This is a genomic window from Actinopolymorpha sp. B9G3 (genome assembly GCF_040120725.1).
Taxonomy (GTDB): domain Bacteria; phylum Actinomycetota; class Actinomycetes; order Propionibacteriales; family Actinopolymorphaceae; genus Thermasporomyces.
This window is the reverse complement of sequence record NZ_JBEEAB010000011.1, coordinates 26,142-50,981: the sequence shown is the minus strand read 5'-3', so window position 1 is coordinate 50,981 and position 24,840 is coordinate 26,142. Positions and strand designations below refer to the sequence as shown.

The following is a 24,840-nucleotide window of genomic DNA, read 5'->3' as shown; positions in this document are numbered from 1 at the left end:
TTACAACCGATGTAAAAAGAGGCTTGGTGTAACCTGGCGGCTGTGATCCAGAGTCAGGGGCTCCGCGAACGCAAGAAGCAGCGCACCCGGCAGGCGCTGGTCGCCACCGCGCTCCGGCTGTTCGCGGAGAAGGGCTACGAGCAGACGACCGTGGCCGAGATCGCGGCCGCCGCCGAGGTGTCGACGAAGACGTTCTTCAACTACTTCCCGAGCAAGGAGGACGTCGTCTTCGCCGACGCGGGTCAGCGGATGGACGTCGCTCTCCAGGTCGTCGCCGACCGGGCTCCGTCCGACCCCCTCGACGAGGTGCTGCTGCGGGTGGTCGAAAGCGTCCTGGAGCTGGTCAAGTCCCGCGACAGCGACGTCGCACCCGACCTGTTGCCGGTGCGGGCGAGCGTGCTGATGACTGCGCCGGCCCTGCAGGCGAAGGCGCTGCACCTGATCTTCGCCATGCAGCGGCAGTTGGCGGAAGGGCTCGCCGCGGCGTACCCGACTCGGCTGGACGAGGTCACCGCGGCCGCGATCGTGGGTTCCGTCGTGGGCGCCGGCCAGGCCGCCGTGCTGGCCAGCATCGAGCGCGGAGACTCGCGGGAGGAGAGCTTCGCCGCGGTAAGCACGGCCGCCCGCATCGCGCTGCGCGGTATCGAATCGTTCCGCTGAGTCGGCCGCTGTGAGGTGTGATCCGCGCGCCCGACACGCGACGGGAGGGCCGGGCTGCCGGGCTACGGGCTACCGGACTGCCCGGGCTGCTGGGCTGCGGTCCACACGAGGTAGCGGTCGGCGGGTTCGAGTCCGGCTCTGCGGTAGAACGACATGGCGCGCTCCGTGGGATGGAGCAAGACGCGCGAGAGCCCTTGCTCCTCGGCGTACGTCAAGGCCGCATCCAGCAGTCGCCGGCCGAGGCCGACATTGCGATGGTCTGGTCGTACGAAGAGCACACCGATGTAAGCCCAACCGCCGGGATCGCGGTCGGGCATGGGCATGCGAGCGTGAACGAACATCTGCAGCATCCCGGCCGGTTGGCTGTCGGCCTCAGCGAGCCAGCTGACGCTGCAGTGGTCGGTCGCGGTCATCCAGTGCGCGAACCTGGCTTCGAAGTCGGGGTCAGCGTCTGGAGTGACGCCCCGGCGTTCGATCGTGTCTGCCCGGCGTAGCCATGCCAAGGCGTGAACGTCGGCAGTCGTCGCCACGCGGATCATGGGTTCGCTCACGTTGGTCGATTATCCCGATCACGTGCGCAGTCTGGTGTTGCGGATGGGTTCTCGGGTCTTGCTGATCCAGTCGGGTGGGGTGAATTCGGGTAGGCCGTTGTCTGCTATCCGGACTTGCCAGGCGCCTTGGTGGATGAGGCGGTGGTGGTGGCCGCAGAGGAGTACACCGTTGCCGACCGTCGTGGGCCCGCCTTTGAGCCACGAAGTCACATGGTGGCCTTCGCACCAGGAGGGTGGGCGGTCGCATCCTGGGAAGGCACAACCTTGGTCCCGGAGCTCGAGCAGCCGGCGGGTCTTCCCGGTAAACAGCCGGGTGCCGTCGGTGAGGGCTTGCTCACCGTTGACGGTGCCCCAGAACGAGACCTTGGCATCACAGGCGAGGAGTCCGGTGGTGTGGGCGGAGATGGGGGTGCCGGTGCGGAGCAGCGTGCCGTAGCCGGTGCCGCCCGCGAGGTTGTCCACGTCGATCCGGATGACCAGGTGTGGTTTCTCCCCGGCATGGGACGGTGAGGCACCGGAGTTGAGGTAGCGGCGGAGCAGCTCGTGCAGTCCGTCACCGAGCCGCTGGCCGGCGGTGCGGGTGTCGGGCCCGTCCGCGTCGGTGGGCCGGGGTTTGGCGAGGGGTTCGAGTGCGGTGCGAAGCATGTCGGTGGTTACCGGGTCGAGTTTCCCGCGGAGGAAACTCGACCTCGAGTATGGGTCGTCACTGATCGACAGCTCTCTTGCCCGGGCGGCTCGTTCTTCGTCGGCGGCGAGGTTCTTCGCCAGGATCTGGTCGGCGAGTTCGGGGTCGACGGTGTTGAGGATGGTGGTGCCGATCCGGGCAAGGTCGTGGGGGTGGAAGGTTCGGGCGTGGTCGAGCATTGCTCGTTCGGCGTCGAACCGCACATCCGGGCCTGCCTCGGCGGGTAGGTTGCCGATGGTGTGGGCGATCACCTCAGCCGTCTCCACACTGATGTCGCCGGTGTTCACGGCGGTCTGGGTCATCACCAGCGTGGTGTCCAGGTCACGAGCGAGTCTCACCCGTCGGCTGGCCTGGCCAGGACGCATCCGCAACAGCCCGGAGATCCACTTCGCGGTCGAGGTGGCACCAGCGGTCCTGCCCAGGTCGCGGCGGTCGACCTCCCGCATCCCGGCCAACAACGCCGCATCCACCTGGCCAACAAGACTCTGCAAATCCACCAGCAGGCCTGTCAGTTCGTCGTCGGGCATCGACCACAACACCGGCGGCAACTGCCCACCCAACCGGGCACGCATCCGCGACACCAGCACCGCAAGTGGATGCTGGGCAGTCGGGGCAGCGGGCATGGTGCCCGCCGCGTCCGCTGTTTGCGTCGTGGTCGTTTCCATGATCCAACGCTATAAGCGACCACCGACAACCCGACCCCGAAAACCGTGCCCAGCAAGGCGATTCCACGAAATCGCTTAGAAGAATCTTCTTCGGCCAGGACGTGGTCGAACATCGGCAGCCAACCGCGCCGCCGCCAGCGACGTACCCGCGAACGCCTCGTTCGGCAACTCTCACGATCGCCGCAAGGCATCGCCGTCGGTAGGCTGATCAGCATGGGCGAACCAGGTGCGCCGGTGTTTCCCTGCGGTAGCACGGTCGTACGCCGGGATGTCTTTGCAGGGAAGGTCTGGACCGCGACCCCGTACCGGAACATCCATGACGATGGAAACCTGGTCGCGCTCGCGCACCGGCCGGTACGGGCGGCGGCTCGGCCTGGTGTCGGATGCCGAACACGACGGCGTCGGGCGGGCACGCGAGGAAGTCCTTTCCATGCTGGGCGAACGCACCGGGCTATTCGCCCAGGAATGGACCACGTGGCGGCCCGATCCGGTTTGGCGATGGCCCGTCCTGCCCGATGACGTACTCAGCCGGACCGGCCTCAGTGGAGGGTAGCTGCGGCCGCACGAAGATGCTGGTGGATGCCGTCGTACGCCGATGACACTGGCAGCAAGTCCTTTGCCAGCTTGACGACTGAGCTGTAGTTGGTGTCGACGACGTTGGCGAGTGGTGCCTTCGCGGTCTGGGACAGCAACTGGTAGCCGTCCATGGGGTCGAGGGAGTACAGCTCGCCCAGCCAGCGCACCATCTCGACCTGGGCGATCCGCCAGGCGTCCTCGAGCGGCCGACTCGAACCGATCGCCATCAACGAGTCGTCGTGCTCGATCCGCGGCCACGCGGGCGCACCACCCTTGACGAGTTCGACGATGACCGTGACGTTCATCGCACCCTCGACGGCGGTTCCGCAAGCCTCGCCTTCGCCCTGCCGGTAGTGACCGTCCCCGATGGAGAACAACGCGCCAGGAACGTTGACGCCGAGATAGCAGGTCGCGCCGGCGCGCATCTCGGGAGAGTCCATGTTGCCGCCGAAGCGTTCCGGGACGAGCGACGAACGTACCTCGCGCCCACCCGGCGCCACGCCCACCGTGCCGAGCATCGGCTCCAACGGAAGGTCGACCCGGAACTCGCTCCGCAGCGCCTCGAACGTCAACGACTTCTTGGCACGGTCGAGATGGTAGATCCACGTCATCTCCGGCAGCGGATCCTGCAGTGTCGCCGTCTTGTCGGTGCTCGTCAGGCCGCCGAAGAACGGGATCGTGGTCGACACCCCCCAGTCCCGGGCCGGCTCGAGATCGACGAAATGCAGGACGAGAGTGTCGCCGGGCTCCGCACCCTCCACGTGGAACGGGCCGGTCTGCGGATTGACGTGGTTCATGTCGACGCAGACCGAGGGCAGGTCCTCCGCCTTCCGGATCCGGCCGGAGTAGGCGTCCTCGGTCCAGAGCCGAAGGGCGGTCCCTGGCTTGACCGACATGATCGGCTGGACACCCCCGAAGGTCCATGCGTACTGCTCGAAGGTGGGTGTGTACTCGATCGTCTCCATCCGCCGCAGTCTCCCTCCGGTGCCGGGTAGGTGGACAGGTCCAGCCGCGCAGCGACCCGCCGCGCAGGTGCCCGGATCATCGTACGGCCGGTAGCCTCCCAGCGGACGTCCGAAGAGATCGGACCATCTGATCTTTGCCGTACGTCGTCACCCGGTAGAACGCCGGAGCAGCGACCAACCGCCAAACGACCAGACGAACGAACGCCGAACGCCGACCCGCCAAGCCTGGAGAGGTTTCATGACGATCACAGACGTACGTGCCCGGGCCGTGGCCGTCCCCCTGAAGCGCACCGCACGGATGTCCACCCGAGTCCTGAGCGACCGCCACTACCTGCTCGTCGAGGTGACGACGGACGACGGTACGAAGGGGCTCGGCTACTCCTACGCCGGTACGTCGGGCGGCCAGGTCCTCGCCTCCTCCGTCGAGCTTTTCGAGCCCGTACTCCGCGACGCCGACGACACCGACATTCTCGGCCTGTGGGACCGGCTCTACCAGGAGACCCTGCTGACCGGCCGGCGCGGCGTGGTCATCCGCGCGCTGTCCGCGGTCGACATGGCGCTGTGGGACGCGAACGCCAAGCGGGCCGGCGTTCCGCTCGCCGTCCTGCTCGGCGGCACCACCGCGCGGCCGATTCCGGCGTACGCCTCGGGTGGCTACTACCGTCCGGAGGACGGGCCGTGGGAGACGGTGGTGGCGGCCGAGATCGAGCGGAACCGGGCGCAGGGTTTTCGTGACCACAAGATCAAGGTCGGCGGCCTGACGGTCGAGGAGGACGCCAAGCGGGTGAAGGCGGCGATCGACGCGATCGGCGGCACCGGGCGGCTCGGCCTCGACGCCAACAACGCCTACCGCAGCGTGCCCGAGGCGGCGCGAGCGGCGCGGGCGTTCGAACGAGCGGCCGGAGACGTGGGCCTGTGGTGGTTCGAGGAGCCGCTCTCGCCAGACGACAACGCCGGCCACGCCGCGCTCGCGAGCCAGATCGAGATGACCGTGGCGACCGGCGAGATCCACCAGACCAGGTGGGAGTTCCGGGACCTGATCGAACGCGGTGGAGCCGACATCCTCCAGCCCGACGCCGGCGTCCTCGGCGGCGTGAGCGAGTGGCTGCGGGTCGCACGGGCGGCCGAGACGTTCGGGATCCAGGTCGCGCCGCACTGGCACGCCAACATCCACGCCCACCTCGCGGCGGCGGCCCCGAACTGCATCGCGATCGAGCACTTCACGCTGGACAAGGACATCTACAACTTCGAGGAGTTGCTGACGCCGGCGAGCCGGCTGGTGGTCGAGGACGGCGCTGCCGTGCTGGGCGACCGACCGGGCATCGGCCTCGAGTTCGACGAGGACGTGGTACGTACGTACGAGCTCACCCGCTGAGCGTCAGGGCGCCCGGCCGCCGTCGCACCAGCCCGCCGGATCGGTACGGGTCCGACTCCGCCGCCCGTCGGCCGTCCGGGCGACGACCCGTCCCTGCGGAGCTGCCGGAGTTGCCGACGTTGCCGGGGTTGCCGGAGTTGCCGGGGACACTCGAGGCGAATGACCACGCTGAGTAGGTCTGTGGTCTCCTCACAGGCGTCGACACCTTGCCCGGCTGCCATACGCCTGGCTGGCCTGGCCGCTTGCCTGGCTGGCCTGGCGGTTGGCATGGTCCGGCTGGTCCTGCTGGCTCCGCTGGTCCTGCTGGCTCCGCTGGTCCGGCTGGTCCCGCGCTGGTCGCGCTGGCGCCTGGCGGCCGGCCCGGTTCCCGGGAATCTGTGGCCAAGCTGGTCGCGGCCGCAGGTCCGATCACTCCCGGATACCGGGTGAAATGGTGGTGGTGTTGTGGATCCGGCGAGAGGTGGACGAGTGAGTCGCGGACCGGTACGGGTAGGCGTTCTCGGCTGTGGCGTCATCGGCGACGTCTACATCGCCAACCTGGGTGGACATCCCGAGGACGTGACGGTCGTCGCCTGTGCGGACCTCGACCTGGCGCGTGCCGAGGTCATGGCGGCCAAGCACGACGTCCCGCGGGTGCTCGCTGTCAACGAGCTCTTGCGCGACCCCGAGGTGGAGCTGGTCGTCAACCTCACCTGGCCGGCGGCGCACGTGGAGCTGAACCTCGCCGCGCTGGAGGCGGGCAAGCACGTCTACAGCGAGAAGCCGCTCGCGCTCACCCTGGACGAGGCGCGCCAGACCCTTGACGAGGCCGAACGAAGGGGTCTCCGGCTCGGCTGCGCGCCCGACACCCTCCTCGCGGACGGGAACCAGACCGCTCGCCGGTTGGTCGACTCCGGCGAGATCGGTGCGGTGCTCGACGCCAGCAGCTGGTTCTATGCGACGTCCCCCGGGCCAGCGGCACGCCATCCCGCACCAGACTTCTTCTACCAGCAGGGTGCGGGTCCGCTGTTCGACATGGCGCCGTATCCCCTGTCCACGTTGGTCAATCTCCTCGGCCCGATCCGCCGTGCATGGGGTCGCGCCAGCCGGCAGGTCGACGAGGTGGTGGTGGGAGAGGGCCCGCGCGCGGGTGAGCGCCTGCGCATCGACGTTCCGCTGTCGTACGCCGCCATGGTGGAGTTCGTGGCCGGTCCCACCGCACACATCGTGACGACCTGGGAGTCTGCCGCCGGCCGGGGCATGCTGCCGGTGCAGGTCAGCGGGACGGCCGGGACACTGTGGACGCCCAACCCGAACCGGTTCCAGAACGCCGTACGACTGCGGAAGAGCGCTGCTGACGGCGACACCGGCGTGGAGGTGGCGCCGCAGCATCGCAACACCGCGTCCGAGGCCAACCTGCGCGGGCTCGGCGTGTGGGAGATGGCGGTCGCGATGCGCGAGGACCGGCCGCACCGCTGCTCCGCCGCGCTCGGCTATCACGTCCTCGAGGCCATGATGGCGATCGAGGAGTCCGCTCAGACCGCTGCCGTGGTGGAGATCGCGAGCACGTGTGAACGGCCGGACCCGATGCCCGAGGTCCTCACCGCAGAAAGCTCGTGATGGACCGTCGCAGCCCTGCCGGGTCGAGGCCGTAGAGGCGGTCGTGCTCGGCCGGTGTGCCGTACTTCCGGAGCTCCCTGCGGTCGACGCCGAGGGACAGCACCCGGTGCGGGCGGTCAACGAGCGCCGCGTCGATGATCCGTGCGGAGGTCCCTGCGAGGTACGGCTCGACCAGCACGACATCGACGCTGCGATTGGCATGCGCGGCGGCGGTTGACGCTTCGGTCAGCGCCCGCAGGCCGGCGACATCGAACGGTCGCACCGTCGCCGCGTACCCGACTCCGACATCCAGGCCGGCGGTCGCTTCGAGGACGCCGTCCAGCATGGGTCCGACGGCGACCACGACTGCCTGCCCACCGCTGCGTACCTGCTGCAGAAGGCCATCCGCCGCGCCCGGCTGGGCGGCGGCGTTGGCGCGATTCGACAGTCGTACGTACGCCGGACCGCTGTCCCGCATGGCCGCGCGGATAAGGGCGCCGGCCTCGTCGGGATGGCCGGGCACGTGGACCGCCCACTCCGGCAGGGTGTCGACCAGCGCCACGTCGCCGGGTGAGTGGTGCGTACGCCCGCCTTCGGTCCAGTCGTACGACGCGCCGACGCTCACCAGCACGGCGGTGGCGTCCTGGTGGCCGAGGTCGAGCTTGATCTGTTCGAAGGAGCGCTCGATGAGGAACGGAGCGTAGGAATGGGCGATCGGCCGCATGCCTGCCAGGGCGAGCCCGCCCGCGACGCTGAGCATGAGCGGTTCGCGGATGCCAACGTTGAGGACCCGGGTCGGATGCCGGCGCGCGGCCGGCTGGAACAGGTCCGCACTGATGTCGGCGAGCACGACGGCGGTCCGGGGATCCTCGTCGAGCAGGTCGCTCGCCACCTGGACGAACCGGGTCCGCATGTCCGGCGTCGCTGACCCCTCGTCCACTCCTACCAGTTCGGTCGCCGCGGTGGCTTCCGCTTCCGGAGTGGCTTCGGCTGTCTCGGTCGCCTCGCTCATGTTGCTTGCTCCGTTCAGTCCTTGGGGTCGACGACGGCCACGACGACCGTCGGCTGGTGCGGCGCGGTGGCGCGCAGGGCCGCCTCGATCGCGTCGTGGTCGCGGCCGTCCACGGTGTGTGTCAACCAACCATTGACACCGAAGCGGCTCGCCACGCCGCCCGGCCACCCGTGCGTGGCGGACTGGTTGTCCACGACGACGGCGGTGAGGTTGTCGAGACCGCTCGCGCCCGCGTAGGCGATGGCCTCGTGGTTCGTGCCCTCGTCGAGTTCGGCGTCGCCGACCAGGACGACCACCCGCGAGTCCGCGTATCCCTGTGCCCGCAGGCCGAGCGCCTCGCCGACGCCCAACGGAAGGCCGTGTCCGAGGGAGCCGCTGGAGATCTCGACGCCGGGGATCAGGGCCCGGTCCGGGTGATGGCCGAGCGGGGAGTCGAGGGTCCCGAATCCGGTGAGCCAGTCCTCGGGGATGAAACCCTTCGCCGCGAGTACGGCGTAGAACGCCATCGGGCCGTGCCCCTTGGACAGCAGGAACCGGTCACGGGAAGGGTCGTCGACGGTCGTGGGCGAGACCCGGAGCACCCGGTCGTAGAGCACCCACAGGACATCGAGAGTCGAGGTCGCACTCGACCCGTGCTTTTCGTCCCCGGTCATCTGTGTCATCAGCCGGGGCAGCTCGTCGTAGCCGAGAGTCACGTCGCTTGCGGTCACATCCAGCAGCCTGGCACGGCGCAGACCCCCACAGATCGGTCAACGGGTCCGCACCGGATCGGTCGTTGGACCTACGCCTCGGGTCAAGGGCGGTCCGGCTGCGCTCAGTAGCGGAGGATGGCGGCGATGTCGCCGCCACCGGGCACTTCTGGGCCGTTCACGGCGTACACCCGCCCTCCCTGGGTCAGCGTGTCGACCGCGGCACCGTCGAGCAGTTCACAGTGCGGATGTCCACCGCTGGCACCGAGTTCGACCACCTGGGTCACGTTCGCGAGGCGATCCCAACACGACGGACGTCCGGCAAGGAGCAGCGTCTCGACCCGGCCCTCCCCGGCCGCGGCCGCGACCGCTTGTACGTCATTGGCGGCAAGGCCGGTCCCCAGCAGGTCACTGATCCGCGCGGCGGCCCGTTCGGTCTCCTGCTCGCGGATCCCCGCCACGATGGGCCAGGCGATCGCGTGCAGTTGTGGGGCGGAGTACTGGTCGGAGTTCTCCCGGACCGCCTGCTCCGTCACGTGCGGGTAGGTGTTGACCTCCCGGTAGATCGCCACCAGATAGTCCAGACCCACCAGGACCATGGGCAGGTCACGTCCGCCGACGACGTGATGCATCCCCTCGGCGACCCGGTGAAGGAAATAGCGGACGTCGTCCTTCTTGACGTCCTTGTCGGCCGCGCCGTGGCCGTAGAAGATCCCGACCCCGGCTCGGCCACCGGTCGGACCCGCAGCGACCCAGGGAACGCTGTCCGCGCGCGTCGGTCGCGGTTCGACGACCTCCCGCATGTTGGTCGGGACACCGGTGAGCTCGACTTCCTCGATGTGCTGGAGGCTGCCTTCGAGCAGTCGTACGTTCTGTTGGCTCAGCGCCAGCACCAGGAAACGTCGGTCGCCGGTGAGGACGGGCAGCAGCGGTCCGACGACGACGTGGTCCCCGACAGCTCCCACGGTGGGTACCTCGACCGGAACGCGGAACGACCGTTGCCAGCCCTCGCCCAGGAACATCGCGAGGCCGTCGCTCGTGTACTGCCAGGCAAGTCCGTCGGTGTGCAGATCCCATGCGGGAGCGAGGATCTCGGCGATCTTCGGCGTACGCACACCCTGCCGGGCCAGGACCGACTCGACCTCTCGGAGCAGGTTCCGCCATCGGATCCGCTCGGCCGGCACGTCGTTGCCGGACCGGTCGGTCGGCATGAACAGCGACACCTGGGTGCCCGGATGATCGCGCTGAATCAGGAACTCGAGATCTTGCCTGCGAAGAAGATCCATGCCACCCCCCATGCCCCGTTACCCAGGGCGATCGGGCATACGGCCACTCTACCCACCGTGGACGTGGGTGCGCTTTGTCCGGTACGCCCGAGAGCGCGACCGACGGTGGCCCGCCGGCCAACGCCCGAAACCGCCGCGAACCAGGTGCGCCCACACCGTCGTACTCCCTCCAGACACCGAAGAACGGCGGTCGCCGAGGTCTGCCGCTGGAGCGCAGAGGAGACGGGCATGTCCAGATTCCAGGGTCTGAATGTGAACCCCGCCGGCGCCACGGCTCTTCCGGTACTCGAACCCTTCCAGGTGGCCGGGCCGGTTCGCAGCGGTACGACGAAGACGCTTCCGCAGGCGCCCGGCGAACCGTGGAGCGCTGGCACTGGTGGCGACGCCCAACAGCGGGGCGCCGCGTTGGCCATGTCCGTCCTCAGGGAGTGGGCGAAGGTGCATCCGGTCGGCGCGCTCTGGGCGGGAATCGGGTCAGGCATGCTGATCATCACGATGATGTGGCTGGCCACCAGGGTGCCGGCCTCGTCGTTCGGTGCCGCGATGGTCAACGGTGGAAGCCTGCTCGGTCTCTACGCGGGCTTTCTCGTCGTCGTGTTGCTCCTACTGATGGCGCGCATTCCCCTTCTCGACAAGGCGATCGGTGCCGGACACCTGTCCAGGGTGCACGGCCGGATCGGCGGGTACGTCGTCCTCCTCGTGGTGGCCCACGGCCTGCTCATCTGGTGGGGGTACGCGGTGAGCGCGAACGCGTCCCTTCCCGCCCAGGCGGTGACGCTGATGCTGGGGTATCCGTACGTCGGCCTGGCCACACTCGGCTCCGTGCTCCTCGTCGCCGTTGGTTTCTACTCGGCGCGCGTCGTGCGACGCCGGGTCTCCTACGAGGCGTGGTACGTCCTCCACCTCGGTACGTATCTCGCGATCGCCCTGGCGTTCGGACACCAAATCGTCGACGGTGCGTTGTTCGCGGCGCTTCCGGTCGTGCGGGTGTGGTGGATCGGCCTGTACGCCGGCGTTGCCATCCTGCTGCTGTGGTACCGATTCTGCGTTCCGTTGTCGAACGCCCTGCGCCAGCGGATGGTCGTCACCCACGTACGCCAGGAAGCCCCTGGTGTCGTGTCGGTCTACTTCACCGGCCGGGACCTTGCGAGCTTTGCCGCCGAGCCAGGCCAGTTCGTCAGGCTGCGGTTCCTCACCAAGGCGACGTGGCGGCAGTCGCATCCGTTCTCGCTGTCGGCGGCGCCGAACCCGCACTGGCTTCGCGTCACGATCAAGGCCGTCGGCGACCACACCAGCGTGTTGCAGGTGCTGCGCCCGGGCACCAGGGTGATGGCCTCGGGTGGGTACGGCGCCCTCACCGCTGCCCGCCGCACCCGGCCGGGTGCCGTCCTCATCGCTGGTGGTGTCGGCGTGACACCGCTGCGGGCGTTGTTCGAGTCGCTGTCCACGACGCCTGGTCAGCTCACTCTGCTCTACCGTACGAGCACACCGGACGACGTGCTCTTCCGGCAGGAACTCGACGCCATCGCGGCCGCCCGCGGTGCGCAGGTGCATTACCTGGTGGGGAACCGGGGCGACAAGGTTCGCGCCGACCCGCTGAACCCGACCGACGTACGACGGCTGGTTCCGGACATCGCCGAGCGTGACGCCTACGTGTGCGGCCCGGCGGGCATGGCGAAGGCTGCGAGTGCGCTACTGCGGTCCTGCGGAGTGCCGGCGGAGCGGATCCATCGCGAGGACTACGCGTTCGCCAGTTGACCGGCTGGGCGACGCTTGGCGCGCCTCTGGGCCTCACCAGGTGCCGCGAGGTGGTTGGAACTCGGGCCGGAACGTCCGCATGTAGCCGCCGTCGTCACGGCGGCGGATCCCGCAGCGGAGGTACTGCTCATGGAGTCGGGCAAGGGCATCCGGGTCGAGTTCCACGCCGAGCCCGGGCCCTGCCGGCACGGGCACCGCACCGTCGACGATCCGCAGCGCGCCGGGCCGCACCACGTCGTCGAGCGTCCACGGGTAGTGCGTGTCGCAGGCGTAGGACAGATAGGGCGTGGCGGCGGCGAGGTGCACCATGGCGGCCAGGCTGATGCCGAGGTGGGTGTTGGAATGCATGGACAACCCGATGCCGAACGTCTGGCAGATCGTCGCGAGCGTCTGGCACATCCGCAGGCCGCCCCAGTAGTGGTGGTCGCAGAGGAGCACGCCGATCGCCTTGCGGGCAACGCCTTCCGGCAGGTGGTCGAAGGCGACGACGCACATGTTGGTGGCGAGCGGCATCGACGCCTCGCGCGCGACCTCTGCCATGCCGGGAATCGACGGCGTCGGGTCCTCGAGGTATTCGAGCACGCCGTCCAGTTCGTCTGCGACCTTGACCGACGTGGCGACGGTCCAAGCGGCGTTGGGATCCAGGCGCAGCGGGAGGTCGGGAAACGCCTCACGGAGCGCGCGGATCGCCGCGATCTCCTGCTCTGGTGGGAAGACGCCGCCCTTCAGCTTGAGGGACGCGAAGCCGTACGTGTCGACCATGGTGCGGGCCTGCGCGACGACGCCGGCCGGATCGAGCGCCTCGCCGTAGGTCTCGTCGGCTTCGAAGTCCGGATGGCCCGCCCACTTGTAGAACAGGTAGGCGGCGAACGGAACGGACTCGCGGACGGCACCACCGAGCAGATCGGCGACCGGCACACCGAGCGCCTTGCCCTGGGCATCGAGACACGCGACCTCGAACGGCGAGTACGCCTGCAGGACGGCGCGGGCGGTCGACGGGGCGCCGGTCAGCCGGTCAGGGTCCTGGCCGCCCGGTGCGCCGGTGACGACCGCCTCCACCTTGCCGCGGATGGCGTTGACGTCGAAGACCGACAGCCCGACGAGCGTCGGCGCGATCCGCTCGAGACGCGCCAGGAGGGTGTCGTCACCGTAGGTCTCGCCGAGTCCGACGACCCCGTCGGCGCAGACCAGTTGGACGATGGTCCGCAGTGCGTACGGCTGGTGCACACCGGCGACGTTGAGCAGCGGCGGGTCGCGGAACGCGACCGGGGTGACGAGGACGTCGCGAATGATCATCTGGCGCTCCCGGTGTCGTGGGACGGGTTCGGCAGGCCGGCGCGAGCCGTGGCGATGATCTCGGCCAGGCGGTCGACGTGCGCGGGAGTCGGGTCGACCAGCGGCGGCCGCACGCCTCCCACCGGCAGGCCGGCGAGGCGCGCCCCGGCCTTCACGAGCGCGACGGCGTAGCCCGGCACCTGGTCGCGCAACTCCGCGAAGGGCAGGTAGAAGTCGCGCAGGAGCGCGGTCACGCCGGCGTCGTCACCGGATGCGAAGGCGGTGTGGAACGCATGGGCGATGTCCGGCGCGAAACAGTGCACCGCCGACGAATAGCGGGGGACGCCGATCGCCCGGTAGGCGAGGGCGCTGAGCTCCGCGGTGGGCATGCCGTTGAGGAAGCAGAAGTCCGCCGCGTGGGGGTGCCCGCTGCCACGGATCGCCGTGACCGTACGCAGCAGGGCGTCGACGTCGCCGATCCCGTCCTTGAGCCCCGCCACCGAGGGGATGTCGAGCAGGTCGAGCGCCGCCTGCCGGGAGAACACCGCGTTGGCGCGCTGGTAGACGATGACGGGGATGCTCGCGCCCGCGGCCGCGTAGCCGACGTGCCGGACGAGGCCGGCGGCGGTGGACGAGACGAGGTACGGCGGAAGCAGCAGCACCCCGTCGGCGCCGGCCGCGGCCGCCTGGGCGACGAACTCGCGGGCCAGCCCGGCACCGCCGCCCGCCCCGGCGAACACGGGGACCCTGCCGGCCACCGTGCGTACGGCCGTGGCCACGACGTCGCGGTGTTCCTGCAGAGTCAGGGCGGTGAACTCGCCCGTGCCGCAGGCGACGAACACCGCCGCGGCACCGGCCGTCACCTGCTGATCGACATGCGTACGGAGAACGTCGAGGTCAACCCGGTCATCGGCGTCGAACGGCGTGAGCGGGAAGGAGAGTAGTCCGGTGAAGTCCACGCCCCCGACCGTAGCCGGGGCGCTCCCCTCTCCCGCCCTCACGTCTCACCAGGCCAACTTGCCAGGAGTGGCCAACGAGTCAGATCCGCCCCGGCTGGCAGGTCGGCGGGCCCGGCCAGTGGTCTCAGGCGGGCGGCGTGCCCGGGTCAGTGCTCCCAGGTGAGGGTGCGTCGGCAGGTTCCGGGAGTCGGGTTCTCGATCCCGTTGTGGACGATCACTTCGCGGCCGTCGGGGTCGGTGTAGCACTCCTCGACGGTCGGCCCGGTCTTGGAGGAGTCATAGACCAGCGTGCCGTCGGTGTCGTAACCACGCAGGATCGTGCCCGGTGGATTGATACCGATCACCAGGTCGTCCTCGTCAGGCGTGCTTTCCGGACCCACCTGCGAGGTCCGGCCCGGCGGATCCGGCACCGGTGCGAACCAGAATCCGTTGCGCAGTACGGCTTCCCGCTCGGGCTCGCCCTTCGCCTGAACCGTGACGGTCGCGACTGGACGCGTGACGAGGCCGAAACCGTCGCTGCGCATGTCCACCGGTGCGAACAGGTGCGGAATGTCCTTCGCGGCGGCCGAGCCGAACGCCGAGGACGAGAGCGGGTTGCCGCGGCCGTCCCGGACGCACACGACGTACTCCCGGCCCTTGCGGGTGACGAGCCAGGACGCGGAGACCCAGGGGCGGTGCTCCTCCGGCAGGGTGATGCCGACGTACGGCACGTGACCGTCGAACATGCCCGGCGCCCCCGATGCGCAGTCACGCAGGTAGTCCCGCGTCTCCTGGTGGCTCAGCTCCCGCGCCACCGGCGCAGGCTCGTACGCCGCCAGGGTCGGTTTCCCCCTCGACTCACCGGTGGGTTCCCCGCCCGGTGAGGACGTGGGTTCGGACGTGGGTTGCTCCGTGACCTCGGTGCCGCCTTGCGGCAGGCTGCCGGCCGGGCCGATGCCACTGTCGCTGACGCGGCCGATGTTCTGGACCACGACCGTGCCGCCGACGGTGAGTGCCGCGACCGAGGCGGCCGCGACGATCGGGACGACTGGCCGGCGGGGCCGCACCGCCCGTTCATGGTCGATGATCCTCAGCAGCTTCGCCCGGCGTCGCTGATGGTGGGGGAGCGAACGCTCCGGCGGCGGTGACAACAGGGTGTTCATGGATGGACCTCCTCAGCGTTCCTGCGGCAGGACCAGCAGGCCCTGCAGACGTTGACGGGCGCGTGACAAGCGCGACTTGACAGTGCCGACGGCGATGCCGAGTGCGACGGCGGCGGCCTGCTGGTCCAGTCCTGACCAGATGCAGAGTTCGACGACCTGACGTTCGTGCCGGGGCAGCCGGTGGACCGCCCGCCGGACTTCTGCCATGCGGCGTTCGTCGTCGATCTGGGCGGCCACCTCGTCGGCGTGGTCGGGATGTTCGTCCCGGGCGACGCCAGCCCTGGCGAGGGCGAGCCGGTAGCGGCGTACGGACCGCCACTCCGTCCGCGCCGCGTAGTCGGCGACCTTCAGCAGCCACGGAAGGGCGCTGTCGCGGTCGAGAACCACCTGCGTCCGCTTCCGCCAGGCCAGGAGGAACACCGAGGAGGTGAGGTCCTCGGCGTCGCTCGCCGACGCCGTACGCCGGAACAGGAAGTTGTAGACCGCCCGGGCGTGCCGGTCGAACAGCAGCCCGAACGCCTCGGTGTCGCCCGCGCCGGCCAGGTCCCAGAGGTCGCGGTCGTTCAGCATCTCCGAACGGAGCGTCATGTGAGGTACATGTCCGTCCCCCCGCGTGTGGTTGCCGTCCAGCGTGCCGCGGGCATTCACCTGCTCAGTCCGTACGCCCGGATCACCGTCTGCCGCACGCTGGCACCGGCCGAGTCGCGCCCGGTCGCCCGCAGCGACACGAACGCGGCGCTCTGCGGGTGGGCGATGTCAGCCAGCCAGCGATCGGTGCCCGCGTCGGTCAGCTCGAGCGGTGTCCACGTCCTTCCGTCGTCGAAGGACGCCTCGAGCCGCACGTCGCTGACCGGAGTGTCGGGGTCGGCCCGCTGGGCCCGGACGTCCAGCCGGAACGGCTTTCCGGCGGGTGCCCGGTCGCGCAGGTTGAACGCGCCTCCCACCCGGATGCCGAGGACGCCCGGCCTGGCGAAGTTCTCGAACGGTCCGGCGGTGAACTTCCAGGTCGTGTTCACCCGGGTCGCGAGCGCCGACCAGTCGACGGTGCGAGTGGCTCTGCTCGTCACCGTGAACTCCGCGCGATCCGCCGGGATGTCGAATCGGCCGCCGTCAGGGCTGTCACTCGTCCCGACCACGGTGCCGTTGCGGCGTAGCGTCGTCTGCATGGCGATACCGCTGCCGTCGGAGAAGAACGCGTGCCCGTCCTCCGCCGGCGAGAACGGCGTGAGGTTCAGGAAGAGCCCGCTGCCGTAGAAGAACGGCGTGGCCACCGGCCCGATGGCCGCGACGTTCCAGTCTTCGCGGTACTTCGTTCCAGCCTGGTATTTACTGAGCGGTCCGGCGATCTCCCCACCGCCGTCGCCCTCCAGCGAACGATCCCACACCAGGTCGGGGCCGGTGGAGTAGAACGCGAGCCGTCTGCTGGGCATCGTGACGGGGTAGCGGTTGAGCCGACCGTCCCAGATGTCGGTGAACGGGATGCTGGCGAACGTCGCCTCCCGGGAGCCCGCCACCGCCTGGCTGTGGAGCCGCAGGTTCACCGCCGCGAGGTCGCCGTCGTGCACAGTGAACGTCGGCGGGTCCGGGATCTGCCCGGACATGTCCTCGAAGAGGTGGTAGTCGCGGGGTATCCCGTTCGCGCCGGATCCGCCGTCGTCGAGCGGCTCGCCGAGGGTGGCGAGATAGCCGAAGGTGTACGGATGGCCGGTCACCTTCGCGGTCGGTGTCGCGTACAGCGGGGTGTTGCCGACGTTGGGATCGTTGCCGCCCCAGACCCGGAAGCCCAGGATGCCGTTGTCGACCCAGGTCGCCTGGTAGCCCGTGGGCTTGGCGGCCGGGTTGTCCACGACGGCACGTACCCGACGCCCCTTCCGCGCGTCGAGGGTCACCGCGGTGTCCTTGTCCAGCACGAGGTCCGGCCGGGTCGCGAGCGTCGCCGGCGTCGGCTCGGCAGCCGCCCTTCCCGGTGCTGCCTTGGGTGGAGCGCCGTCGAAGATGGACGTTGCCAGGTCGTAACGCCCCTTCGGCAGGCGCAGTGTCACGGGCTCACCAGGCAGGTGGACGAGCCGTGGCGGGCCGGCCGCGACGTTGGTCAGGCCGGCTACCGTGTCCACCGGTTCACCGGACCGGTTCACCGCGTCGACGGTCAGGTCGTAGGACTCGACCTCCTTGGTGATCCCGATCGGTGTGCTGACGACGGTCTCGCCGCCGCGGGCGGTGACCCTGCCGGAGTAGTGCCCGTCGGGACCGCCCAGCGTGGTGTCACCCGTGACCGTCACCTGTGCGGAGCCCCTCGCCGGGAGGGTCACGGTTCTCGGCGTCACCGTGAGCATGCCGTCGGGGGCGGGTTGGCCGTCCGGGCCGGTACCTGTCGCGGCGAGGTCGAGGGTCACGGCCGCGTCGCCGGTGTTGGCGTACGTCAGCGTCGTCGTGACCGGTTCGTCGTCGTCGTGGGGCCAGCGGGCGATCCCCATGCTGAGGGCCGCCGGGGTCGCCAGCACGTTCTGTCGTACGGCAGCCGCGACGTCGAGCCGGCCCGCACCTTGCGCGAAGACGCCCAACGTGGGGTGCGGCCCGGCCGTACCCATCAGGACCGAACGCAGTTCGTCGGCCCTCCAGCTGTGGTGCTGCTGGGCGAGGATCGCCGCGGCGCCGGCGACGTGCGGCGCCGCCATCGACGTGCCGGACAGCGTGGTGTAGCGCTCGTCGACGACGTCGCCCAACTCGGTGCCCGCCGCGCGGGCGGCCACGATGTCCTGACCGGGCGCGGTGAGCTCCGGCTTGATCGCACCGTCGCCCGGCCGTGGGCCGACGTTGGAGAACCCGCTCAGCTCGTCCTGTTTCGTGACGCTGCCGACCGCCAACGCCGCGTCCGCGACGGCCGGCGCGGACACCACGTCCTCGGCCTCCGCGCACGAGTTGCCGCTCGGGTGGTTGCCCGCCGCGATGGCGAACAGCGCGCCCGACTTTTCGGTCAGGGTGTTGACCGACTGCGACATCGGGTCGGACCCGTCGGTCGGGCAACCGCCAAGGCTCAGGTTGACGACTCGGGCGCCCTGCGCGACCGCCCACTCCATGCCCGCGATGATTGCGGAGTCGGTGCCGTAACCACCGTCGTCGAGGACCTTGCCGACGAGCAGGTCGGCGTCCGGTGCGACACCCTTGTACCTGTCGCCGGACGCCGTGCCGCTGCCGGTGATGATGGACGCCACGTGGGTGCCGTGGCCGTTGCCGTCGTGCGTACTCCCCGTCTCGGTGAAGTCCTCGGCCGCCACGACGGCGCCGGCGAGATCGGGGTGGTCGGCGTCGATGCCGGTGTCGAGGACGGCTACCTTCACCCCCTCGCCGGTGAAGCCGGCCTGCCACGCCACGGGGGCGCCGACCTGCGGGACGCTCTCGTCCAGGGACGCGCTGACCCGGCCGTCCAGCCACACCTTCTCGATGCCCGGATCGAACGTCCGCGTCGCCGCCTGGCCACGGGTGAGCTCGGCCCAGAGCGCGCCCGTCTTCTCCGCCCGGACCGCGGTGCTCTGCACGCTGGGCAGCTCCCGGGTGACTGTGGCGTCGGCCGCGGCAAGAGCGGACCTCGTGTCGGCCTTGGAGCGCGCCGTGGTGCCGTGGGACACGATCAGGGGGAGGTCCTGGCGTACGCCGTCCGCGTAGCCGTGACTGATGAGGGTGTCGACATCGAACAACCTGGGGTCGAGCTTCCCGGACGCGATCAACGCCGCGGCGTCCGCGGGCACGACACTGAGGCCGCCGGCGGCCGACCTGCGTTCGACGAACGGCACACCCTCGCGGCCGGGAGCCGGCCGGATGTCCATGCCGCGCCGCCCGTCGCGGCTGGTGGAGACCACCACCTTGTCGCCGGTGACCAACGTGACGACGACCGTGCGTTCGCCCCTGGCCGGGCCCGCCGCGCTGCTCGCCGTTCCGGCAGAACCGGCGGCCGAACCTGCGGCCGGACCGGCCGCCAGACCCGTGACCGCGAGCACGAGCGCGAGCAGCAGTGCGTGCCATCGATGGCGTCGCATCGAGAGTCCCCCTTCGTCGGGCAGTACGCGCGTACACCTCTCATGTGTCCGCGGACATCCGACAGGTTCCCGCGTAAGTCACGGCAGGTGGGGTAGGCGCGAGGGCGGGGTCTCTCGAGGACCTCGACACGGTCCGGCACGGCGAGGGAAGGGGACGGGGTATGGGTGGGCTGCTGCGGTCAGTTCTGCGGGGTGCCGCGGCGGGTGCGGCGGGTACGACCGCGCTCAACGCCGTCACCTATCTCGACATGGCCGCGCGCGGCAGGGCGGCGAGCCACACCCCGGAGGACACCGTGGAGATCCTTTCCATGAAGACGCATGTCCCGGTGCCCGGTCAGGGGGAACGACGGCACAACCGGGTCGCCGGGCTGGCCCCACTGACCGGCCTCGCCGCCGGTGTCGCGACGGGTGCGCTGCTCGGCGGGCTCCGCGGGCTCGGCTGGCGGCCCAGCCCGGTCGTGGGCGCGGTCGGTGCGATGGTCGTGGCGATGCTCGCCGGGAACGCCCCGATGGCCGCCCTCGGTGTCACCGACCCGCGAGGTTGGGCGGCCAGGGACTGGGCGGCGGACCTCATCCCGCATCTCGCCTACGGTGCGGTGACCTCGCAGGTGCTCGACGGCCTCGACCGCCCGACACAGGACCATCGGGGCGCGGCTCGGGTGCTCGACCTGCTGGACGGCAGGGTGCACCACCACCCGCTCACGCGGGATCTCGCTTCGCAGCGCACCCGCGTGCTGCGTTCATTGGTTCGCTCGTTCCAATCGCTCAGGCGTAGGGGTCGGTGATCCCGCCAGGGCACGTCAGCCGTTCGAGGTCCCACCCGGCGAGCCGGGCGCCGGCCTGGTAGACCGTCTCGTAGAAGTCGAGGACGTTGCCCATCGGATTGTCAGCGGTGCGTACGTCGTCATAGCGCAGCACGGCGAGTGGACTCCCACGCTGCTCCAGCCACTGCGCCGACGGCGGGCGGAGGGGTTGGTCGGCGAGGCCCTCGGGTGCCGGGGCGACGTAGGAATAGAACGCCGGCTCCGGAAACGCGTCGTCGCCGAACCAGAATCCCGCACTGATGACTTCGCGGGAGTACGCCTCACGGGTGACGGGATCGGTTTGCGGTGACTGTTCGACAACTCGTTCGGAGAATCTCGTCACGGCGATGTCGAACGTGTGCCAGAAGTGATGGACCGGGCTGATCTTGCCCGAGAATCCCGAAGAGAACTTCTCGAGGAGAAGATTGACCTGACTCAGCACCTGCCAATAGCGGTTGACCCAGACCGGGTCGTACGTCGCGTGCGCGGTGTCGGAGCCGAAGGGGTGTCCATCGCCGGGAATGTCGAAGGGGTGCGGATGGTCGATCGTGACCTTCACCCCGATCGCGTCCAACGCCTCGAACGTGCGGTCGTAGAAGGACGCGACCGAATGGCCGAGCAGGGAGAAAGCCGCTGACCCGCCTTCGATCGACTGCGCAACCAGTCGGTGGTCGACGAAGTCGAAGTCGACGGTGAAGACCGGGTTTCCGTCGACCAGACCCATGGGCCGGGTGGTGATGCCCCGGCCGGTGAGATGGTAGGGGACATTCCACCAGTGGTTGCGCCTTACGCCGGCTGCCAGGCGAACCTTGCCGACGATCTGAGCGAACCGGTGCAACGTCTCTTTGCTGTCTTTCCAGTCCGCTAACGGGATCGAAGGGAAGAGTTGCATATGAATCACCGTGCCCCGTGGTCGACGCCTGCTGTTTTCGATCCTTACACCCGCACGGCACTGGTGCCCACTCCGCGAATGTCAAGGGACCAGAGGTCCATTCGGTCGCCGCATTTCGATTCGGATCGTTCCATGCGTTCGACGCAACTTCGACCCACGATTGTGTGCGGCGTAAATCTGTCCACCATTCCCGCCCGGCGTGGCCACGTTATGTGGACACTGGGGACTGAGATGTCTCCGGGCCGCCCGGCGTGATCGGCGATGTTTCCTTCGGGGTCAGGACTTCCGGAGGACGGCGATCGAGGTAGCTGGCACCCGGGGAATGTCACGACAAGGCCCGCGGAGCGGCCAACAGGACCTGCGGCCATCGCGGGTCGTTGATGGCCTCGTGCGGGCCCAGGGGGTGGATTGTGGCCGAGCGGCATGAAGATGACGCGCGGAAGCCGATCCTGACCGACCGGCGCAACTGGGTACGGTCGCTGGCGATGGCCGGCGTGGTCCTTGTCGGGCTGTCCGCGGTGACGGAGACGCTCACGCGGGGAGGTGCGCGCCCGCTGGTGGTCGTGCTGGGTGGCCTCGCGCTGCTGGCGCTCGCCGCCGCCGCCCTGGGGTGGATCTTCGGCGTGAGTGACACCTCCGCCGAAGCCGACGACGACCCCGATGACCTCTTCAACCCCACCCGGCCGCGGGCGGACCAGTCCGACGAGGACGACGACGCCGAAGCCGAAGACGACGCCGATGCGGACGAGCCCGTTGCCGACGACACCGAAGCGCGCGAACGTAGGACCCGCCTGCGCGAGTCGCGCACCGAACCCCGGGCACGAGGTGACCAACGCGGGCAACGAGCGCAGCGCCCCGCGGCTCGCCGCGACGAAACGGTGGACCAGGCACCCGCCCGGCCGCTCGCCGATGGCACCCTCGACGGCGACGCGCGCCGCCTCTCCGAACTCCTGGACGCGGACCTCGGTCCGACACCGACCCGCTACACCTCACGCGGCCACGCGCCGTACGTACGACGCCCGGCCGCCGACGGTCGGCTGGCCTCGCTGCTGAACCCCGACCGTCCTCCGTACGCGTTCGTCGTGGTCGTCGGTCACGAGAAGGCGGGCAAGTCCCGCACCGTGGTGGAGGCGATCCGCAAGACGATGGGGACGAAGGACCCGATGGTGGTCATCCCGGAGAACGGCGAGGCCCTGGCCGAACTGCTCCGCCCGGAGCCGCCGGTGGCGCCCGAGCGCCAGCCGTGGGTGTTGTGGCTGGACGATCTCACCGCCGCGGACCTCGCCCACCTGTCCGCGGACACGATCGAAAAGGCCACCCGCAACGCCGTCCTGGTGGCCACGATGACGAAGGAACGCTGGGACCAGATCCACGCCGGACGCGGCGACGTCGCGGCGGTCGCCAGGTCGGCGCTGAGCAAGGCGACGAAGATCCCGTTGCAGTACCAGCTCACTCCTCCGGAGCGGGCCGAGGCCGCGCAGCTCTATCCGCAGGAGCGGATCACGGCGAGCATCGGCGAGGCGCTCGTCGGTGGTGAGCAACTGGTCGAGCGGTTCCGCTCGGGCCGGGAGACCGACCCGGCCGGCTACGCGATCGTTCAGGCGGCGATCGACGCACGGCGGGCCGGACTGAAGCGGCCCGTCACCGAATCGGAACTGCGGGGGCTCTACCCGCTCTACCTCCGGCGGATCCGGATCGACCTCGACCCCACCTCAGCACTGTTCGCGCAGGGCATGGCGTGGGCGACCGAACCCATCGCCTCGGAGGTGTCGCTGTTGCGGGCCGCCGAGCAGCCGGGCAGTTCGCCGGCTCCGGGTGTCGAGGGCGCGGGCCAGGGCGGTGGTGCCGGCCGACCCGCCGCGGGCCGGCAGTCGATGCCGGGCCGGTCAGGACGTACGCCGGCGGCAGCGGGATCCGCGGGCCGCTCGGGTCGTGCGGCACCTGCGCAACCGGCACGTACGGCATCCTCCCGAGCCCAGAGGAACGGCCTGGTCGGCTTCGAGGTGCTCGACTACCTGGTCGCGGTCGAGGAGGGCGCCAACGGGCACGAGGGCCGGCCGGTCTTCGACCCGATGTGGCAGGAACTCCTCGCGGCCGTCCCCACCGACGACGCGTTCGACATCGGCATCAATGCCAGCCTGCGGGGAAACCTCCAGGCGGCCGAACCGGCGTTCCGGAAGGTCCTTGACTCCGGCCATGCCGACCTCGCTCCGCGGGCGGCCAACGACCTCGGGTTGCTCCTGCGGGAGCAGGGCGACCTGTCTGGAGCGCGGTCGGCGTTCCAGCGGGCCGTGGACTCCGGTCACGCCGACGTGGTGCCGCGGGCGGCGAACAACCTGGGTTCGCTGATGCGGGACCAGGGCGACATGACAGGGGCGAAGGTCGCCTTCCAGCGGGCCGTGGACTCCGGCCACGCCGACGTGATGCCGCGGGCGGCGAACAACCTGGGCTCGTTGTTGCGGGACCAGGGTGACGTGATGGGCGCGCGGTCGGCGTTCGAGAAGGCGATCGACGCCGGCTCGGCCGACACCGCCGCCGTCGCCGCGGTCAACCTGGGTTCACTCCTGCGGGAGCAGGGCGACCTGTCGGGTGCGCGGTCGGCGTTCCAGCGGGCCGTCGACTCGGGTCAACCGGACGTGGTGCCGGTGGCGGCGGTCAACCTCGGTGTCCTGCTGAAGGACCAGGGGGACGTGTCGGGTGCGCGGTCGGCGTTCCAGCGGGCCGTCGACTCCGGGCATCCCGACGTGGTGCCGGTGGCGGCGGTCAACCTCGGTGTCCTCATGCGCGACCAGGGCGACGCGGCGGGTGCGCGGTCGGCGTTCCAGCGGGCCGTCGACTCGGAGCGCACCGACGTGGTCCCCGTTGCCGCCTTGAACCTCGGAGTCCTCCTCGCCGAGCAGGGCGACGTCGCCGGCGCGGAGATGGCGTACGAACTCGCCGTCAACTCCGGTCATGCCGACGTCGTACCGATGGCCGCGTTCTACCGCGGTTCACTGTTGAAGGAGCACGGCGACGCCGACGGTGCCCGGGCGGCGTACGAGGTGGCCGCCGACTCCGGTCACGCCGACGTCGCTCCGATGGCGGCGAACAACCTCGGTGCGCTGCTCGCCGCGCAGGACGACCTGACGGGTGCGCGAGCGGCCTACCAGCGCGCGGTCGACTCCGGCCACGCCGACGTCGCTCCGATGGCGGCGAACAACCTTGGCGCGCTGCTCGCCCAGCACGGGGATCTGGCCGCGGCGCAGGCGGCCTACCAGGTGGCCGCCGGGTCGGGGCACACGAGTGCCGCGCCTGTCGCGGCCGTCAACCTGGGCATGTTGCTGGAGGAACAGGGCGACGCCGTGGGAGCCCGGGAGGCCTACCAGCGGGCCGTGGACTCCGGCCACACCGATGTCGTGCAGTCGGCGGCGGTCAACCTCGGCGTCCTGCTCCGCGACCAGGGTGACCTGGCGGGAGCGCGTTCGGCATTCCACCTGGCGATCGAATCGGGTTATGTCGACCTCGCCCCGGTGGCGGCCGGCAGCCGGCGGGTCCTGCTCACCGAGCAGGGTGGCACCGTCAGTGCGCAGGCCGCGTACCAGCTCGCCGTCGACGTCGGGCACTCGCAGATCGCCGGCATCGACGGGGAAAGGCCAGGCAACGTGACGCGCTCACGCGCGCGTGTCCCTGAGCAGTCCGGCAACGGCTCACGCACCGGCGCCGGCTCGCGGCGCGCCCGACGTGACTGATCCAGTGGTGGTCCAGGCGCCCCCAGCGGGGCAGGCCGAATAGCACCCGACGGACTTCCTGGCGGCAGGCAAGGCGCGGCCATTGGTCCCGAACGATTCGTCCGACCCCGTGGAGAGACTGGAGGCAGCGGTCGGTCGTCCCGGTCGTCGAAAGGCGCCGGCGCGATGATCATTGTCGGTGTCTCCTGCGCGTTATCGGATATGTGC

20 protein-coding genes are annotated in these 24,840 nt (G+C 70.0%); 7 read left to right on the top strand and 13 right to left on the bottom strand.

Features of this window, described 5'->3' with window-relative positions:
• Window positions 1-42 precede the first annotated feature (42 nt).
• Window positions 43-660 (top strand): TetR/AcrR family transcriptional regulator, encoded by a 618-nt coding sequence (locus tag ABNF93_RS19650; protein ID WP_349329551.1) that lies wholly within the window; start codon window positions 43-45, stop codon window positions 658-660.
• 62 nt (window positions 661-722) lie between these two features.
• On the opposite strand, the gene ABNF93_RS19645 is transcribed toward ABNF93_RS19650, so the two are convergent.
• Window positions 723-1,211 (bottom strand): GNAT family N-acetyltransferase, encoded by a 489-nt coding sequence (locus ABNF93_RS19645; protein WP_349329550.1) that lies wholly within the window; start codon window positions 1,209-1,211, stop codon window positions 723-725.
• An 18-nt stretch (window positions 1,212-1,229) separates the two neighbouring features.
• Entirely contained in the window at window positions 1,230-2,561 is a 1,332-nt protein-coding gene (locus ABNF93_RS19640; protein WP_349329549.1) for an HNH endonuclease signature motif containing protein, read from the bottom strand.
• A 316-nt stretch (window positions 2,562-2,877) separates the two neighbouring features.
• Here ABNF93_RS19640 and ABNF93_RS19635 point away from each other — a divergent pair, with 316 nt between their 5' ends.
• Window positions 2,878-3,114, top strand: a complete 237-nt coding sequence (locus tag ABNF93_RS19635) for a hypothetical protein (RefSeq protein WP_349329548.1) — start codon at window positions 2,878-2,880, stop codon at window positions 3,112-3,114.
• Here ABNF93_RS19635 and ABNF93_RS19630 read toward each other — a convergent pair.
• Window positions 3,101-4,102, bottom strand: a complete 1,002-nt coding sequence (locus ABNF93_RS19630) for an acetamidase/formamidase family protein (RefSeq protein WP_349329547.1) — start codon at window positions 4,100-4,102, stop codon at window positions 3,101-3,103. The two genes, ABNF93_RS19635 and ABNF93_RS19630, sit on opposite strands and share 14 nt — an antisense overlap.
• A gap of 238 nt (window positions 4,103-4,340) precedes the next feature.
• On the opposite strand from ABNF93_RS19630, the gene ABNF93_RS19625 reads away from it, so the two are divergent.
• Complete coding sequence (locus tag ABNF93_RS19625) at window positions 4,341-5,477, top strand: mandelate racemase/muconate lactonizing enzyme family protein (protein WP_349329546.1); 1,137 nt, start codon at window positions 4,341-4,343, stop codon at window positions 5,475-5,477.
• Here ABNF93_RS19625 and ABNF93_RS19620 read toward each other — a convergent pair.
• The gene (locus ABNF93_RS19620) at window positions 5,467-5,670 is read right to left on the bottom strand and encodes a hypothetical protein (protein WP_349329545.1); all 204 of its coding nucleotides are present in this window, start codon (window positions 5,668-5,670) and stop codon (window positions 5,467-5,469) included. The two genes, ABNF93_RS19625 and ABNF93_RS19620, sit on opposite strands and share 11 nt — an antisense overlap.
• A gap of 275 nt (window positions 5,671-5,945) precedes the next feature.
• Here ABNF93_RS19620 and ABNF93_RS19615 point away from each other — a divergent pair, with 275 nt between their 5' ends.
• Window positions 5,946-7,076: a Gfo/Idh/MocA family protein gene (locus ABNF93_RS19615; RefSeq protein ID WP_349329544.1), complete on the top strand. Its 1,131-nt coding sequence runs from the start codon at window positions 5,946-5,948 to the stop codon at window positions 7,074-7,076.
• Here ABNF93_RS19615 and ABNF93_RS19610 read toward each other — a convergent pair.
• The 3 genes from ABNF93_RS19610 to ABNF93_RS19600 all read right to left on the bottom strand — a co-directional run bounded on the left by ABNF93_RS19610 (window position 7,057) and on the right by ABNF93_RS19600 (window position 10,042).
• Window positions 7,057-8,067 carry a transketolase family protein gene (locus ABNF93_RS19610; RefSeq protein ID WP_349329543.1) on the bottom strand — a complete coding sequence of 337 codons (1,011 nt, stop codon included), beginning with the start codon at window positions 8,065-8,067 and terminating at the stop codon, window positions 7,057-7,059. The two genes, ABNF93_RS19615 and ABNF93_RS19610, sit on opposite strands and share 20 nt — an antisense overlap.
• A 14-nt stretch (window positions 8,068-8,081) precedes the next feature.
• Window positions 8,082-8,777, bottom strand: a complete 696-nt coding sequence (locus ABNF93_RS19605; protein WP_349329542.1) for a thiamine pyrophosphate-binding protein — start codon at window positions 8,775-8,777, stop codon at window positions 8,082-8,084.
• A gap of 104 nt (window positions 8,778-8,881) precedes the next feature.
• On the bottom strand, window positions 8,882-10,042 hold the full coding sequence (locus tag ABNF93_RS19600; RefSeq protein ID WP_349329541.1) for a baeRF3 domain-containing protein: 1,161 nt from the start codon (window positions 10,040-10,042) through the stop codon (window positions 8,882-8,884).
• Window positions 10,043-10,270: 228 nt separating this feature from the next.
• Here ABNF93_RS19600 and ABNF93_RS19595 point away from each other — a divergent pair, with 228 nt between their 5' ends.
• Window positions 10,271-11,800, top strand: a complete 1,530-nt coding sequence (locus tag ABNF93_RS19595) for a ferredoxin reductase family protein (RefSeq protein WP_349329540.1) — start codon at window positions 10,271-10,273, stop codon at window positions 11,798-11,800.
• A 33-nt stretch (window positions 11,801-11,833) separates the two neighbouring features.
• Here the strand turns inward: ABNF93_RS19595 and ABNF93_RS19590 are convergent, their stop codons facing one another.
• From ABNF93_RS19590 to ABNF93_RS19570, 5 genes are all read right to left on the bottom strand, one after another.
• Entirely contained in the window at window positions 11,834-13,096 is a 1,263-nt protein-coding gene (locus tag ABNF93_RS19590; RefSeq protein WP_349329539.1) for a glucarate dehydratase family protein, read from the bottom strand.
• The gene (locus ABNF93_RS19585; RefSeq protein ID WP_349329538.1) at window positions 13,093-14,034 is read right to left on the bottom strand and encodes a 5-dehydro-4-deoxyglucarate dehydratase; all 942 of its coding nucleotides are present in this window, start codon (window positions 14,032-14,034) and stop codon (window positions 13,093-13,095) included. The genes ABNF93_RS19590 and ABNF93_RS19585 overlap by 4 nt, the downstream gene beginning before the upstream one ends.
• A 146-nt stretch (window positions 14,035-14,180) precedes the next feature.
• Window positions 14,181-15,176: a hypothetical protein gene (locus tag ABNF93_RS19580; RefSeq protein ID WP_349329537.1), complete on the bottom strand. Its 996-nt coding sequence runs from the start codon at window positions 15,174-15,176 to the stop codon at window positions 14,181-14,183.
• 12 nt (window positions 15,177-15,188) lie between these two features.
• Window positions 15,189-15,764, bottom strand: coding sequence for an RNA polymerase sigma factor (locus ABNF93_RS19575; protein ID WP_349329536.1), 576 nt, complete (start codon window positions 15,762-15,764; stop codon window positions 15,189-15,191).
• A gap of 56 nt (window positions 15,765-15,820) precedes the next feature.
• Window positions 15,821-19,210: a S8 family peptidase gene (locus tag ABNF93_RS19570; RefSeq protein ID WP_349329535.1), complete on the bottom strand. Its 3,390-nt coding sequence runs from the start codon at window positions 19,208-19,210 to the stop codon at window positions 15,821-15,823.
• 161 nt (window positions 19,211-19,371) lie between these two features.
• On the opposite strand from ABNF93_RS19570, the gene ABNF93_RS19565 reads away from it, so the two are divergent.
• Entirely contained in the window at window positions 19,372-19,995 is a 624-nt protein-coding gene (locus tag ABNF93_RS19565) for a hypothetical protein (RefSeq protein ID WP_349329534.1), read from the top strand.
• Here the strand turns inward: ABNF93_RS19565 and ABNF93_RS19560 are convergent.
• On the bottom strand, window positions 19,976-20,905 hold the full coding sequence (locus ABNF93_RS19560; RefSeq protein ID WP_349329533.1) for a DUF5996 family protein: 930 nt from the start codon (window positions 20,903-20,905) through the stop codon (window positions 19,976-19,978). The two genes, ABNF93_RS19565 and ABNF93_RS19560, sit on opposite strands and share 20 nt — an antisense overlap.
• A gap of 410 nt (window positions 20,906-21,315) precedes the next feature.
• On the opposite strand from ABNF93_RS19560, the gene ABNF93_RS19555 reads away from it, so the two are divergent.
• A complete protein-coding gene (locus ABNF93_RS19555; RefSeq protein WP_349329532.1) occupies window positions 21,316-24,633 on the top strand; it encodes a tetratricopeptide repeat protein in 3,318 nt (1,105 codons plus the stop codon).
• Window positions 24,634-24,840: the final 207 nt, after the last annotated feature.

Coding starts and splice junctions, on each gene's coding strand:
- ABNF93_RS19640 (WP_349329549.1), bottom strand. CDS start 2,561: ATGGAAACGACCACGACGCAAACAGCGGACGCGGCGGGCACCATGCCC.
- ABNF93_RS19565 (WP_349329534.1), top strand. CDS start 19,372: ATGGGTGGGCTGCTGCGGTCAGTTCTGCGGGGTGCCGCGGCGGGTGCG.
- ABNF93_RS19590 (WP_349329539.1), bottom strand. CDS start 13,096: ATGATCATTCGCGACGTCCTCGTCACCCCGGTCGCGTTCCGCGACCCG.
- ABNF93_RS19560 (WP_349329533.1), bottom strand. CDS start 20,905: ATGCAACTCTTCCCTTCGATCCCGTTAGCGGACTGGAAAGACAGCAAA.
- ABNF93_RS19610 (WP_349329543.1), bottom strand. CDS start 8,067: ATGAGCGAGGCGACCGAGACAGCCGAAGCCACTCCGGAAGCGGAAGCC.
- ABNF93_RS19595 (WP_349329540.1), top strand. CDS start 10,271: ATGTCCAGATTCCAGGGTCTGAATGTGAACCCCGCCGGCGCCACGGCT.
- ABNF93_RS19625 (WP_349329546.1), top strand. CDS start 4,341: ATGACGATCACAGACGTACGTGCCCGGGCCGTGGCCGTCCCCCTGAAG.
- ABNF93_RS19570 (WP_349329535.1), bottom strand. CDS start 19,210: ATGCGACGCCATCGATGGCACGCACTGCTGCTCGCGCTCGTGCTCGCG.
- ABNF93_RS19600 (WP_349329541.1), bottom strand. CDS start 10,042: ATGGATCTTCTTCGCAGGCAAGATCTCGAGTTCCTGATTCAGCGCGAT.
- ABNF93_RS19630 (WP_349329547.1), bottom strand. CDS start 4,102: ATGGAGACGATCGAGTACACACCCACCTTCGAGCAGTACGCATGGACC.
- ABNF93_RS19575 (WP_349329536.1), bottom strand. CDS start 15,764: ATGACGCTCCGTTCGGAGATGCTGAACGACCGCGACCTCTGGGACCTG.
- ABNF93_RS19635 (WP_349329548.1), top strand. CDS start 2,878: ATGACGATGGAAACCTGGTCGCGCTCGCGCACCGGCCGGTACGGGCGG.
- ABNF93_RS19580 (WP_349329537.1), bottom strand. CDS start 15,176: ATGAACACCCTGTTGTCACCGCCGCCGGAGCGTTCGCTCCCCCACCAT.